Below are 13,164 nucleotides of genomic sequence, written 5' to 3'. Positions count from 1 at the left end.
TTATGGTATATTGTGAAGTACAAAAGGAGGGAGAAATATGGAATTTATTTATAAAGACAAAGGGAACAACTATGGTGCTCTGGAATATGAGTTGAATGGTCAGCGTGTTGCTGAGATTACTTGGGTTTTACGTGATGGTGTCATGAATATGGACCATACGTATGTATCGGATGTACTGCGCGGTCAAGGGGTAGCCAAAAAGCTTTTAGATGCAGCTGCGGACTACGCACGAGAAAACAATTACAAGATGATTGCCATTTGCTCATATGTCGTTTCTTCATTCCAAAAAAGCGACGCGTATGACGATGTAAAAGTATAGCAATATAAAAAAAACACGATTTTCATTTCTTTTGAAAATCGTGTTTTATTATGGAATTATAACTTTCTTTAGATTTACGATCATGGTTGTTTAAAACCCTACAAATAATGAAATCATAGCAGTGATAACTCCTGAGACACCGAGTAGTGCAAAAATTTCCGTACCTTTATATGTAATTTCTTTGTTTTGAAACATATTAAACACTCCTTTTATTTTATTTATATATATTTATCCAATTCAGGTATTTTTTAATCCTATAACAGCAAATGTTTTAAAAGAATTTCGAAGGGTATATTAATTTATATGAAAAGTGAAATTAAATTTCGAATTGGGAGGTAATATTATTATGGCTAAATTAAAAGGTAAAGGCGTTGTAGTTGCTGGATTATTAGCAGGTGCTGCTTCATTTTTAAGTAAAAAGGAAAACCGTGATAAAGCAATGGATTATTTAAACAAAGCAAAAGGGAAAGTGAATGAAAGCGGTGGAGTGCAAGGCCTAATGCAGAAAGTTCAAGACAAATCGGCTGGTTACAGTAATGAAAACGCGCATCCGTCATCAACAGGAGATTTAGATACAAATATGGCTAAATCGGCTTCTGTCGGAAAAGAGGATTACAAAGAGGAATCACTGGAAGATGTTGCAGTGACAGCTGGAGAGATTGCAGACCATACGCTAGAAGGTAACCAAATGGTCGAAGAAGGCGCTCAAACAACAACAAATTATTACAATCATGAACAGGACAAACGAGCATAAGCGAATAGCTGAAATATATAAAAACAAGGTGGGCGGGAAAGTAGCCTCCCTTTTTTTATGATGTGGGGGTTTAATAATGTTTGAACCAAAACGATAAAAAGGGTTTGTCCGGAAACGTTTTAAATCGTTTCAGACAAACCCTTTAACATGTATAAAGATTAAGCGTTAGCTGTTTCTTTTTTCATTGTTTTGTTTTTAGCAAGATTTACGTGCCAAGATAGAGCTTCCTCTAAGATATGAGGAGTATGCGCGCCGCCAGTTGCTTCGTAAGCGCGGTTATAGTAATCCCATAACTGCTCTTTGAAATCTGGGTGTGCACAGTTTTCGATGATTAATTTTACGCGCTCTTTTGGAGCAAGTCCGCGTAAATCTGCGATCCCTTGTTCAGTTACGATTACGTCTACATCGTGCTCAGTGTGATCTACGTGAGAAACCATTGGTACGATTGAAGAAATCGCGCCGCCTTTTGCGTATGATTTCGTTACGAAGATACCAAGACGAGCGTTACGTGCGAAGTCACCAGAACCGCCGATACCATTCATCATTTTAGTTCCTGAAACGTGTGTAGAGTTTACGTTACCATAAATATCTAACTCAAGAGCAGTGTTGATTGAGATTAAGCCCAAACGACGGATAAGCTCTGGGTGGTTAGAAATTTCTTGTGGACGTAAGCAAATTTTGTCAGCATACTTTTCTAAGTTGCCGTAAACTTTTTTCTGTAATTCTTCAGTAAGTGTAATAGAAGTTGCAGCAGCAAAGCGTACTTTACCAGCATCAATTAAGTTGAATACTGCATCTTGTAGTACTTCAGAAGCAACTACCAAGTTTTCGAATTCAGAGTCAGCAAAACCGTCTAAAACTGCGTTTGCTACAGAACCTACACCAGATTGTAATGGCATTAATTCATTTGTTAAACGACCCGCTTTGATTTCTGAACGGAAGAAGTCTAATAAAATGTTCGCCATATTTTGTGTTTCTTCATCTGGAGGTACGATTAATGAAGGCGCATCTGGCTCTTCAGAAATAACGATTGCTTGGATTTTATCTAAGTCTACACGAATACCAATTTCACCAATACGTTGCTCAGCATTTGTCATTGGAATAGCGTCACGCTTACCTTGTTCACCTGGAACATAGATATCATGAATACCGATCAATGCTTCCGGATGAGAGATATTTAATTCGATAATAATATTCTCTGCATATTCAGCGAAGATTGGTGAGTTACCTACAGAGTTAGATGGGATAATTAAACCATCTTCTGTAATAGCAACAGCTTCTAAAATTAAGTGTTTAATAGGGCCGATAATTCCTTGACGTACTAACTCAGCATTGTGAGAAAGGTGTGCGTCTACATAAGAAATTTCGCCTTTGTTAACTAAACCACGCATTACCGAATCCCCTTGGAAAGGACCGCGTTTGTTAATAACACCAGCAGCAGCTAAGTAGTTATCAACTTCAGGACCTAATGAAGCCCCTGTATATACATCAATTTTGAATTTTTCATTTTTAGCACGCTCTACTAATGCCATTGGTACAACTTTAGCATCACCTGCACGAGTAAAACCTGACATCCCTACCACTGTGCCATCTTGGATTAAAGCAGCAGCTTCTTCTGCAGATACAACTTTATCTACTAATTGTTTTAAACCTAAACGTTTCTCAACTCGTGGATCCATTAAAAAATCCTCCCCTAATAAGTTATTTAATCGTTTGATAAACAGAAAACTTTTATAATTTTCTGTGTTTTTCACCAGGTAGTAAACCGGCATTTATGCTAATATTATCATCAAATTGTCACATTTACTTCACGCGCAACATAAAAGCGCTTAAAAGGTGTTTATTAGAGAAATTTAACGTAAAAGAGAGATAAAAATGAATTGAATGTAAATCTGGCTGGTTGATTAATTAGCAAATTTGCACAATTAAAATTAAGGGAATAGGTAAAAAGGCCAAGGGAGAGGGAGAAAGAATAAAAGCGACCCGTTTGTACGAGTCGCTTTTAAACAATTTTAGAATCCTAAAGAACGGCGGAAGTAGCTTGCATAGCGTTGGCTTACAGGAATACGTGTACCGTCTTTCATGATTAGCAGGAAAGTTGAGTGTGAATCTGGTTGGATTTCATCAATATAATCAATATTAACAATATAAGAACGGTGGCAACGGATGAACGAATCAGGAGCTAAAAATAATTCCAAATCACTTAAGTTCAAGCGGTGGTATCCTTCACGGTGCATCGTTTTTACAAATGTTTTACGCAATTGAGTCTCAAGATAAATTACTTGATTATGTTTAATTGGGTACCAGCAGTCATCAATTTTTACTGTAATATAATTAGTTAAAAATGGAGAAGGTTTTTGAGGGAAGATTGCTGTAATAGCACCTTTTGTTTCACCTTCTTCGATGAGAGGAATACTCATTCCATAATAAGGAACTCCGAATACGTCCGATTCAATGTAAGAATTGATTTTTTGGCCATACGTTAATGCTTTGTATGCAGCTGAACCTTCTTTAATCGGGTCGCCTGGTTTGATTTTTAAGTCTACTTTCTTACTTGGCTGGTAATATAAATACTCATTTGTATCTGAAATAGCAATTGATGTATTTTCAGGGAAAAACTCTTTAATGACTTCCATAATTTCTTCTATTTGTCTTGGATCCACTTTATAACACCTCTTTATAAGCATTTTATACAATTATGAACTATTTTACTACATATTTAAAGAAATTGGGTTGGGAAGATTTTTTAAAATGAAAAATATTTTTTGAACATCTAAAAATGGATTTTTGTCAAAAAGTTTCAGTGAAAAAATAGCGTGAAAATTACTATGCTAAAAGAGTATGATTAAGCGAAATATGCAATTTTTAATTTCCTTTATTTCTATAATTGGAAGTAACCTAATAATTTTGTCCTAGGGTAATTGTTAAAATTAGGTTGAAAGGAAAACTTATAATATGGTAATATTCACTATAGTTACTAATAAAATGTACTATTATGCGGGAAATAAAGCATACTATAGATAGTATAAATATTAAATTATATAAATAATTACTTTGCTTAATAAAAGAAATTCTACTATGGAATTTTCTTATGATTAATATAATGATATGACTTATTATGAAATGCAGACCTGGCTGATGTAGGAACATAACCATTCTGCAGAATTATGACAATTTCTTGTACATTTCGTATTGGGCTTGTCTTTCTAATAAGTAATAGAAGGTCATTCTGAAGAAAGATGGGGTAACTTATGCAACTACATCAATATTCAATCTCGGAAACAATTTCAAAGCGGTATTTTCAAGAGATTGACAATATCAATCAATATGCTGGTATCGAAGATTTTTTTGTTCTGGAATCTCGATTGATTTTTGAAGTTTATCATTTAGAAGTAGCCAAAGCAAAGAAGACATTACACGAAATTATTGACATATTATCCGTACGCTTCGGAAAACAAGTCATTAAAGTAGTGCGCTCATACTTTGTTACGTTATCATCAATTGTTGCGCGTAAGCTTTTAGATAATCAAGTCCCTTCTAAAAAAGCATTTGCCTTCAATTTAGCTTGTGCAGATATGATTGAAAACAAGATGAAGGATGCCGAGTTTTTGCAGTTTGCAGATGACTTAATCGATTTTTATGTGTACTTTATTGCAGATCGAAAACAGCCTACGTTCCGTCACCAAACAGTAAACAAAGTAATTATGTACATAAATGATGAGCTGGAAAATGATTTAACAGTTGAAAGTATTGCAGCGAACTTCCATATTAGTACGAGTCATTTATCGCGTATTTTCCGTGAACATGTAGGAATTACTTTAGTGGAATACTTAAATGTCCGCCGTGTAGAGGAATCCCAATATTATTTACGTCATACGAATAAAAGCATTACATCAATTTCAGATCAATTTCATTTCTGCAATCAGAGTTATTTCACTAGAATTTTTAAGAAGTACACAGGTGTAACACCTAAGCATTTCCGTGATGAACTGCATCATGAATTTTTCAGATTTGAAATTCCGGAAGTAGCGTACGAAAGTGTTTAATATTCAAAGTTGAATGGTGTATATATAATGGTCCCTTAAACTTTGGGCAGATAAGTTAGTTTAATTTCCTTATTCTTTGTTTAGCTGAAAGTTTCAGAAAAAAAAGAATACTATATGAAAACTCTGCATGGTATATATTATTACATGTAGAGTTTTTTATTTGTAAACAAATTTGTACCTTTGAAGATTTTCAAAATTGCATTATCAATTAAGCTAGTTTTATACTAAACAAAGGTTGAAAATTAGATTGCTGAAGTAGAAAACGTAATCATCATGTAAGGAGAGAATAATGAAAAAATATGAAAGAGCGATATCACTCGTATTAGTGGCAGGAGCTAGTTTAACGGCACTATTTTTTATTGTGAAACAAAATATGGAAGCAGCTATTTTAGCAATGACAATCATGTTTACGTTTACGAATTTTTTCCGTTCACGTACCTTTAAAGAAAAGGGGCATGAAAAAGAAGCAAAATGGATGCAGAAGATGTCGATGATCTTTGCGGTTTTATCGATTATTGTTTTATTTGTTATTGTCACAGGATAAAAATAGAAAAAGAAGGCGAAATGGAATGAACAGAAAAGCAAACAGAAAAAGTCCGATCGCAATGATTGTATCCATTTCAATTATTATTTTAATCGCGATTTTAGGATCTATTTATTATAAATTTGAAGTAGCGCAAACAGAAGAAAAATCTGTTAAACCAAACGAAGTTGAAAATGTAGAGACACAAAATAAAACAAATGAAACCGAAGAACCATTGAAGCAACAAGAAGGAAATGGTGCTGATCTACCTTCTTCAGATAAAAACGGCGAGAAGCCTCCGACAAATTCCGGTGAGCAGCCAAATCAGCAACCTGCTAAAGAAGCTCCTGTTACGGAAGAAGTGGAGCTTGAAAATGGATATATTGTTGGCCAAAAGCCTGCGACAGAACCTACATTTGTGAAGGGGGTTTTAATCGCGAACAAGAAAAATCCACTACCTGCTACCTACAATAAAGGAGAAGATCCTAAAGCACGAGCAGCTTTTGAAAAGATGGCAAAGGCTGCAATGGAAGATGGACTAGAGCTTGTTGCATTTAGTGGTTTCCGTTCTTACGATTATCAAAAAACGCTATATGATCGTTATGTAAAGAGAGACGGAAAGGAAGCAGCTGATCGCTATAGTGCAAGACCTGGGTATTCCGAGCATCAGACTGGCCTCGCTTTTGATATTGGGGAAAAAGGCCGTGAAGAGCTGTGGCTGACAAATGAATTCGGCCAAACTGAAGCGGGACAATGGTTAGCACAAAATGCTCATAAATACGGCTTTATTTTACGTTATCCAAAAGGAAAAGAAGATATTACAGGTTTCATGCATGAATCATGGCATTTCCGCTATTTAGAAGGCGAACTAGCTGCAAAAGTTTTTGAAGCAGGCGTAACGCTGGAAGAATATTTAGGAATACAATGATACTTGAAGCTGGAATATAAACGAAAAAACCAATTTTCTCGCAAGGAGGAAATTGGTTTTTTACTGTGTGTAAAAGGAATATCAGTTCACCTGATCTACCTTTACGCTTACTTCCATTCCTTTATAATATCGGTGATAATAAACGGGAAATGGATTCTTTGAATTTAATAAAATTGGAACGGTTTTTATACAGTTCAAATGTGAGCTCGGAGCAGTCTAATATATCACTTTCAAATATTTCAGCAAGGCGGTGAGCCAATAATCTGTCATAAAGAAGAGCGTTCACTTCAAAGTTTAAACTAAAGCTCCGCACATCAATGTTTGCAGTGCCAACTGAAGCAATCTCATCATCTACAACAATCATCTTTGCATGAATAAAGCCTTTCTCATAATGATACACCTTGGCTCCCGCCTCAACGAGTGGCCCTACATATGAATAAGTCGCCCAATAGACAAACAAATGGTCAGGTTTATTTGGAATCATAATCCGTACATCGATTCCGGATAAGGCAGCGATTCGAATAGCGTCAAAAAACGATTCATCTGGAATGAAATACGGGGACTGTATGTACACGTATTTTTTTGCATTCGTAATTAAATGCAAGTAGTTGTTTTTAATTACTTCCCATTCTGTATCCGGTCCACTAGAAATAATTTGGAGAGCGGCCGTTCCTTTTTGAGGGATAATCGGAAAGTAACGCTCCGCATAACAAATATCATTTTTGGCGCTTGCCTGATTCCAGTCCAAAATGAAGCGAGTCTGTAATGGATGGACAGCACTCCCTTCAATACGCAGATGGGTATCCCGCCAGTAGCCGAAACGATCCGATAAACTTAAATATTCGTCCCCAACATTAAATCCCCCGATATAGCCGATACGCCCGTCTATTATGGAAATTTTTCTATGATTTCTAAAGTTTAACCGTGGATTGATGAGAGGCAAGATCGAAGGGAAGAACACTTCTACTTCACCGCCAGCTTCGATCAGCTCTTTAAAATGCCGCTTCCGAACTCCGCGTGAGCCCATTTCATCAAATAGTACTCTTACTTTTACACCTTGTTTAGCCTTTTTGATTAAAGCATTTACAATGCGTTGGCCCAAATTATCCAGTTTGAAAATATAGTATTGAATATGAATATGGTTTTTCGCATGTGAAATATCATTGATAAGTGCTTCGAACTTGTCACTGCCGTCAACGAAAATTTTTACATCGTTATCTTGTGTCAGGACAGCGTTGTTTGTTTTTAAATTCATATAAATGAGATGATTATAACTTTTAATATGTTCTACGCGTAGCTCCAGTTCATTATTCTCGATTGCTTCAATTTGATAACTGATCAGTTGTTCAATTCCGATATCTTTTCTTCCATCCCAACGGAATAAGTGTTTTTTTCTCAATTGTCTACCTAATAATAAATAGAGGAAAAATCCGACAAACGGTAAGAAAAAAAGAACGAGCAACCATGCCCAAGTCGATGAAGGCTTTTTGCGCTCTAAAAAAATGACAGTCAGGGCAAAAAGAATATTTATAAACATAATAAGTGGTACTAAAATGGAACTTTGTGTAATTGCGCTCAAAAGATTCACCTACTTTCCTTCTTTCTTATCATTATAGCCTATGGAAGCAAAACAAAAAAAGAAACACTTCAAGCGAGTGCTTCTTAACGTTTAGTATTCCTCAACATGGAAGTAAATATCCGAGAAATCGCATTGCGCTAATTTTTCGGAGTTGATGAAGAAGCTGATAATACCGCTATCTCCCCACATAATATTTTGTTCATCGTTTGAAACGATTTGCAGTAATAATGTGTCATAGTGCTGTAAATAGGGCGATGTTTTTCTGAAATCCTGATGGATAAAATATGGATAGCCCCCAATTTTATGTTCTGCTGCTAAATAACTTTCCAAATATACATCCTGAAATGAACGGTCATCCAGTGTAATAGGTGCATCCATAATTTCAGGTTTGAAATAATTATTTAATCTGTAATCCATTGCCGATACCGGTTCAAATTGTGATTTAGGAATAAGCTTCATTTCCTGCTGAATTGGGAAACTGCTGAAGTTTACATCTTCTAAATAGGTGAAATCATGAATAAATTCATTATAGTGACCTTGATAAGGTATATATTGTACTTTAAAATAACGGCATTCCGAATGAAACTTTTCCTTTTCATAACATTGTTGGGGAATATAAAATTGTAATATACCGTCTTGTGGAAATGGGTGATCCAGCTGGATTTCCGCAAAATTAAGCTGTGCCAAAAATAGCATATAGCGATTTTGATTGTCTTTTGGATGTTCCATTTTGTTTGTTAGAAACGGAAGCCCGGCAAATTTGCTTTCATGCAAAAATGAAGGTTGTTTCACCGGGTTCAAAATGGCAGCTTGTTCAGCTGAGTGACTTAAACTTGTATGATAATGGGTCAATTCTTTTGGAATATAAATGTTTTTTTCTATATGTGACATTTGAAGTTCCTCCTACTGAAGTAACATCTATGTGAAATGACTAACTTAAAAGGTCGTATGAACGAAAATTTGTTTATTCCTAATCGGTTTTACTTCACAAAAATGGTTATGATATTTTACAATATTTCCATTTGTAATTTTTGTTAAACATGGTTGGGGATACAATACAATCCCTTTTAACTACACGTGGAAAATGAAATTATTAAATAACATGTATTCGAGAAGTTTATGTAATTTATTTCAAAAGTAATTATAAAACTTACTTAGGAATAATTTTCTTAAATAAATTTAAATAAGTTTATTATTGCTTAAAAAAGGTTAAGATTAATTATGTTTTAGATTTGTCACAAAACAGGAAAGAAAAATAAGATTTTACGTGGTAATATATGAAGTATTAGAAGGTCTGACCTTATTAAATTGAAACTTTTAACATGAAAAATCGTTATATATACTAACAAAGGAAAGTTTGAGGTGTAATCAAATGGCGAAAGAGATTGATTTAAAGCGTATTGTTACAAACTTATCAAAATTAGGTGTTACGGCGACAGTTACGAAATCTCGTCTTGAGCTTTTAAAAGTTTTAACACCACCAACACAAACTCCACAAGCGCAAAATTAATGAAAGTAAGGTGTGTTGAAACCTTGCTCATCATCCGTTATTTTCATATGAAGAAATAAGAAAAGGACCCGCGATATGTACGGGTCCTTTTGTTTTATTCATCGTCGGGATCATTTGTTGTAAACATATATGTTCGGTAATGAAACTTCATACTATATACAAGACCGATCGCTAAGGCATTCCCCATCATCGAACTACCTCCATAGCTAATGAAAGGTAACGGAATACCGGTAATTGGCAGTAATTGTATCGTCATGCCGATGTTTTCGAATACATGGAATGTAATCATGGCGATAATCCCTGCACATACATAAGTACAGAATGGATCTTTTAACAATAATGTCATTTTCGTTAAGTGATAAATTAACAGGAAATAGAGACAAATAACAGCGCTTGCACCGATAAAGCCCCATTCTTCGCCAATTACAGCAAAGATAAAGTCTGTATGATTTTCGGCAACATAAACTTCACGCGCCATGAAGCCTTTACCGAAAACCTCACCGGAGCCAATTGCATTTAGTGAAGTTATTAAATGATAGCCGTCTGATGTCGCATATTCGTATGGATTGATCCATGAATAAATACGGGCGAATTGGTATGGCTGGAATCCAAATGTCTTTTCCAGGAAGTCCTGCATATACAGTGCCATCCATAATAACGACCCGCCTATAACTGCTGCTCCGCCAAACAATGGTAAAACAATTTTCCAAGTGACACCTGCCACGATCACAAGTGCTGCAGTAATGGCAAAAAATACTAGAGCAGAGCCTAAATCTGGCTGCATCATAATGAAGCCAAGCGGTACTGCCAACGTTAACCCAATTTTGCCGAGCAGCAATAAATCGGATTTAATCGTTTTAATCTGGTAATTTTCATTGTGCTTACTAATTAAAAAGGCAGAAGCTAAAATATAGAACGTCTTCATAAATTCGGCAGGCTGAATATTACCGATTGGTGTTTTGAACCAGCTCTTTGCTCCGTTAGTTTCGACAGTTAAACCGGTTGATGTCGGAATAATAACAAGGGCAATTAATAATAAAATTCCGAAACCGTACAGAGGCCATGCCATTTTTTTATACTGATCCGGGTCAAAGTACATGACAAAGGCAACAATAAAGGCAAAAATAGCGTAGTTTATTATTTGTTTCGGTATGAAATTAATTCCATATTGACCGGAAGTTTGTGCAGATGCGATTGCAAGAACACTTACCCCCAAAAATATGATTAGGATGGTAGTGAGCGGCCAGTCGAACCGTTTATTAAAATTGTAATTGTTTGTATCCATTCGTTTCACCTTAAATTATTAAATTTAACCCGTTAATGGGCTAGAAGATACCAACAAATTGAAGGTTCTTTATATGGGCACAACATTTCCCGGTAAAAGAATTGCTGATATAGGAAAGTTTTCACGGGAATTGCTGTAATGTTTTAAGCTTTATTTACTTTATCATATTCTTATAAAAATTACTTTAGTAAGTCTAATTTAAAAGTTGGACGAAACAGGTGAGAAAATGTTTCAAATTTGAATGAGAAGTCATATAATAATCATATTATTCATATTAAAGGGGCGTGCAAATCGTGGCGAAGAAAATGAAATCTGCTGAAGATTTTATGCATCATTTATATATTCATATGAACGATGTCGAACATTTTGTTATTTATAGTGGTCTTACACTGAAGGAATTTATGGTTTCGGTCGAGCCCGTAAAAAATGTTCTGTTATTAAAGCACGCGTACGACAATGGCTCTTTTAATATGCATACACAATTTGATTTTGTAACAAATGATGATATGCGCGATTTTCTAAAAAAGGAAAGCGACTTAAAGAAAGATTTGTGCTGGGTAGATTTTACGACAGAGAAAAACATTAATACATTAACTCCACTTGAACAAGCAGAGCTTCTGTATTTAAGTCATAAGCGTGAACCGCTTGCATCGCCCTTTTTCAGCAAATTGCAAAATCGCTATGCTTATTACTCTTCTGTAACTGACAAAATGACAAAAGTATATTATCGTTTTATAGGCGATTCTGAAATACTTGTTTCGAATCTATTTAATCGAATGATAAGAGATAAAGAAGGTGTTGGAAGCTTTTGGAGAAGAAAGAGTAAAAACAACTCACCGACAATCGATCCTTCTACATTAAGACAATATCGGCCTTTTGTTAAGGAAGGCGCATTGCTGTCATTATATAAACTAGATAAACCAAATTCCCATTATGGAATCGAATTTAGACTGCTGAGTGATTATGATTATCCGGATGAAGTTTGGGACGATTTAGATGAAATATTAAAACAAGGCTATGATGAATTAATACAAATTAGTTGACACTCACAGCGAACAGGGCAGTGGGTGTTTTTTATCCGATTTCAGCGTTTTGTGTATTCGTGATAAAATAAGGTTAGTGAAAACTGGAGGTCAAAAAAATGAAAAAAAGAATTGGTTTATTATATGGTGGTAAGTCAGCCGAGCATGAAGTATCACTTTCAACTGCAAAGGCAGTAACACAAGCATTGGATTTTAATGAGTTTGACGTTTTCCCGATTTTTATTACATTGAAGGGGGAATGGCGTGTTGGACCTCAGTTAACAGAACCCGCTCAAACGATTGAACAATTGCAATTTACAACAGCATCAGACCATTCTGAAAATAATATTACGCAATTCATTGCAAAACATATGGAAAGTCCATTTGATGTAATCTTCCCTTTACTGCATGGGACGAACGGTGAAGACGGAACAGTACAGGGCTTTTTGGAAGTACTGAACATTCCTTATGTAGGGAACGGTGTTCTTGGCTCTGCAGCAGGTATGGATAAGGTAGTTATGAAACAGTTGTTTGAAATGGCAAAATTGCCGCAATTGCCTTATGAATATTTTATTCGAAGTGAATGGGAGCGGGAAAAAGAAGCTTGGATCAAAAGATGCGAACAGTCTTTAGGTTATCCAATGTTCGTTAAGCCAGCTAACTTAGGATCAAGTGTAGGGATTAGCAAAGCGACAAATGCAGCGGAACTAGAAAAAGCTGTTCAATTTGCACTCCAATATGACCGCAAAATTGTAATTGAACAGGGCGTCACTGCACGTGAAATTGAGCTTGCTGTGTTAGGAAATGATACACCAAATGTTTCAGTAGCAGGTGAGATTAAGCCGATGACTGAGTTTTATGATTATGATTCAAAATATAAAGATGGCTCGACGGCATTAATTATTCCGGCACCATTGCAAAACGAAGTCTATACAAACTTGGTTGATATGGCGAAAAGAGCATTCAAAGCAATTGACGGAGCCGGGTTAGTACGCGCGGATTTCTTCGTAACTGAAAACAACGAAATTTACATTAATGAAGTAAATACGATGCCAGGATTCACACCGGTCAGCATGTATCCGTTACTGTGGCAGCATACAGATGTAACATATCCGCAGTTAATTAAAGAGCTGATTGATTTTGCGGTGGAACGTTATACAGAAAAACAACAGCTTCAATACAACAGAGATTGAGTGGG

13 protein-coding genes are annotated in these 13,164 nt (G+C 35.6%); 8 read left to right on the top strand and 5 right to left on the bottom strand.

The window, feature by feature from the left end; translation table 11 throughout:
* The first annotated feature begins 37 nt into the window (after window positions 1-37).
* Both MHH44_RS19635 and MHH44_RS19630 read left to right on the top strand, forming a co-directional pair.
* Window positions 38-319, top strand: a complete 282-nt coding sequence (locus MHH44_RS19635) for a GNAT family N-acetyltransferase (protein ID WP_340799397.1) — start codon at window positions 38-40, stop codon at window positions 317-319.
* 346 nt (window positions 320-665) lie between these two features.
* Entirely contained in the window at window positions 666-1,073 is a 408-nt protein-coding gene (locus MHH44_RS19630; protein WP_008405804.1) for a hypothetical protein, read from the top strand.
* 158 nt (window positions 1,074-1,231) lie between these two features.
* Here MHH44_RS19630 and MHH44_RS19625 read toward each other — a convergent pair whose 3' ends face one another.
* Together MHH44_RS19625 and MHH44_RS19620 are read right to left on the bottom strand one after the other, a co-directional pair.
* Complete coding sequence (locus tag MHH44_RS19625) at window positions 1,232-2,752, bottom strand: succinate CoA transferase (RefSeq protein ID WP_340799396.1); 1,521 nt, start codon at window positions 2,750-2,752, stop codon at window positions 1,232-1,234.
* Window positions 2,753-3,085: 333 nt separating this feature from the next.
* The gene (locus tag MHH44_RS19620; protein WP_008405802.1) at window positions 3,086-3,736 is read right to left on the bottom strand and encodes a LytTR family DNA-binding domain-containing protein; all 651 of its coding nucleotides are present in this window, start codon (window positions 3,734-3,736) and stop codon (window positions 3,086-3,088) included.
* A gap of 588 nt (window positions 3,737-4,324) precedes the next feature.
* Between MHH44_RS19620 and MHH44_RS19615 the strand changes: the two genes are divergently transcribed.
* From MHH44_RS19615 to MHH44_RS19605, 3 genes are all read left to right on the top strand, one after another.
* Window positions 4,325-5,119 (top strand): helix-turn-helix transcriptional regulator, encoded by a 795-nt coding sequence (locus MHH44_RS19615; protein ID WP_014822526.1) that lies wholly within the window; start codon window positions 4,325-4,327, stop codon window positions 5,117-5,119.
* A 289-nt stretch (window positions 5,120-5,408) separates the two neighbouring features.
* Entirely contained in the window at window positions 5,409-5,663 is a 255-nt protein-coding gene (locus MHH44_RS19610; RefSeq protein ID WP_008405800.1) for a hypothetical protein, read from the top strand.
* A gap of 25 nt (window positions 5,664-5,688) precedes the next feature.
* Window positions 5,689-6,570: a M15 family metallopeptidase gene (locus tag MHH44_RS19605; protein WP_340799395.1), complete on the top strand. Its 882-nt coding sequence runs from the start codon at window positions 5,689-5,691 to the stop codon at window positions 6,568-6,570.
* 121 nt (window positions 6,571-6,691) lie between these two features.
* Here MHH44_RS19605 and cls read toward each other — a convergent pair whose 3' ends face one another.
* Window positions 6,692-8,158: a cardiolipin synthase gene (gene cls, locus MHH44_RS19600; RefSeq protein ID WP_014822528.1), complete on the bottom strand. Its 1,467-nt coding sequence runs from the start codon at window positions 8,156-8,158 to the stop codon at window positions 6,692-6,694.
* 81 nt (window positions 8,159-8,239) lie between these two features.
* Entirely contained in the window at window positions 8,240-9,040 is an 801-nt protein-coding gene (locus tag MHH44_RS19595) for a YwqG family protein (RefSeq protein WP_008405796.1), read from the bottom strand.
* A 481-nt stretch (window positions 9,041-9,521) separates the two neighbouring features.
* On the opposite strand from MHH44_RS19595, the gene MHH44_RS19590 reads away from it, so the two are divergent.
* Window positions 9,522-9,659, top strand: coding sequence for an Lmo0850 family protein (locus tag MHH44_RS19590; protein WP_008405794.1), 138 nt, complete (start codon window positions 9,522-9,524; stop codon window positions 9,657-9,659).
* Between the two features lie 94 nt (window positions 9,660-9,753).
* On the opposite strand, the gene MHH44_RS19585 is transcribed toward MHH44_RS19590, so the two are convergent.
* Complete coding sequence (locus tag MHH44_RS19585; protein WP_008405793.1) at window positions 9,754-10,944, bottom strand: FtsW/RodA/SpoVE family cell cycle protein; 1,191 nt, start codon at window positions 10,942-10,944, stop codon at window positions 9,754-9,756.
* A gap of 293 nt (window positions 10,945-11,237) precedes the next feature.
* Here MHH44_RS19585 and MHH44_RS19580 point away from each other — a divergent pair, with 293 nt between their 5' ends.
* Together MHH44_RS19580 and MHH44_RS19575 are read left to right on the top strand one after the other, a co-directional pair.
* Window positions 11,238-11,987 carry a hypothetical protein gene (locus tag MHH44_RS19580; protein WP_340799394.1) on the top strand — a complete coding sequence of 250 codons (750 nt, stop codon included), beginning with the start codon at window positions 11,238-11,240 and terminating at the stop codon, window positions 11,985-11,987.
* 98 nt (window positions 11,988-12,085) lie between these two features.
* Window positions 12,086-13,159 carry a D-alanine--D-alanine ligase gene (locus tag MHH44_RS19575; RefSeq protein WP_008405791.1) on the top strand — a complete coding sequence of 358 codons (1,074 nt, stop codon included), beginning with the start codon at window positions 12,086-12,088 and terminating at the stop codon, window positions 13,157-13,159.
* Window positions 13,160-13,164 lie beyond the last annotated feature (5 nt).

The sequence above is a fragment of the Solibacillus sp. FSL K6-1126 genome (genome assembly GCF_038003445.1).
Lineage (GTDB): Bacteria > Bacillota > Bacilli > Bacillales_A > Planococcaceae > Solibacillus > Solibacillus silvestris.
The sequence above is the reverse complement of the archived record's forward strand: the minus strand, read 5'-3'. Positions and strand labels throughout refer to the sequence as shown.

Excerpts from the sequence above, each read along its gene's own strand:
- MHH44_RS19635 (WP_340799397.1), top strand. The coding sequence starts at position 38 with ATGGAATTTATTTATAAAGACAAAGGGAACAACTATGGTGCTCTGGAA.
- MHH44_RS19630 (WP_008405804.1), top strand. The coding sequence starts at position 666 with ATGGCTAAATTAAAAGGTAAAGGCGTTGTAGTTGCTGGATTATTAGCA.
- MHH44_RS19625 (WP_340799396.1), bottom strand. The coding sequence starts at position 2,752 with ATGGATCCACGAGTTGAGAAACGTTTAGGTTTAAAACAATTAGTAGAT.
- MHH44_RS19615 (WP_014822526.1), top strand. The coding sequence starts at position 4,325 with ATGCAACTACATCAATATTCAATCTCGGAAACAATTTCAAAGCGGTAT.
- MHH44_RS19610 (WP_008405800.1), top strand. The coding sequence starts at position 5,409 with ATGAAAAAATATGAAAGAGCGATATCACTCGTATTAGTGGCAGGAGCT.
- MHH44_RS19605 (WP_340799395.1), top strand. The coding sequence starts at position 5,689 with ATGAACAGAAAAGCAAACAGAAAAAGTCCGATCGCAATGATTGTATCC.
- MHH44_RS19595 (WP_008405796.1), bottom strand. The coding sequence starts at position 9,040 with ATGTCACATATAGAAAAAAACATTTATATTCCAAAAGAATTGACCCAT.
- MHH44_RS19590 (WP_008405794.1), top strand. The coding sequence starts at position 9,522 with ATGGCGAAAGAGATTGATTTAAAGCGTATTGTTACAAACTTATCAAAA.
- MHH44_RS19585 (WP_008405793.1), bottom strand. The coding sequence starts at position 10,944 with ATGGATACAAACAATTACAATTTTAATAAACGGTTCGACTGGCCGCTC.
- MHH44_RS19575 (WP_008405791.1), top strand. The coding sequence starts at position 12,086 with ATGAAAAAAAGAATTGGTTTATTATATGGTGGTAAGTCAGCCGAGCAT.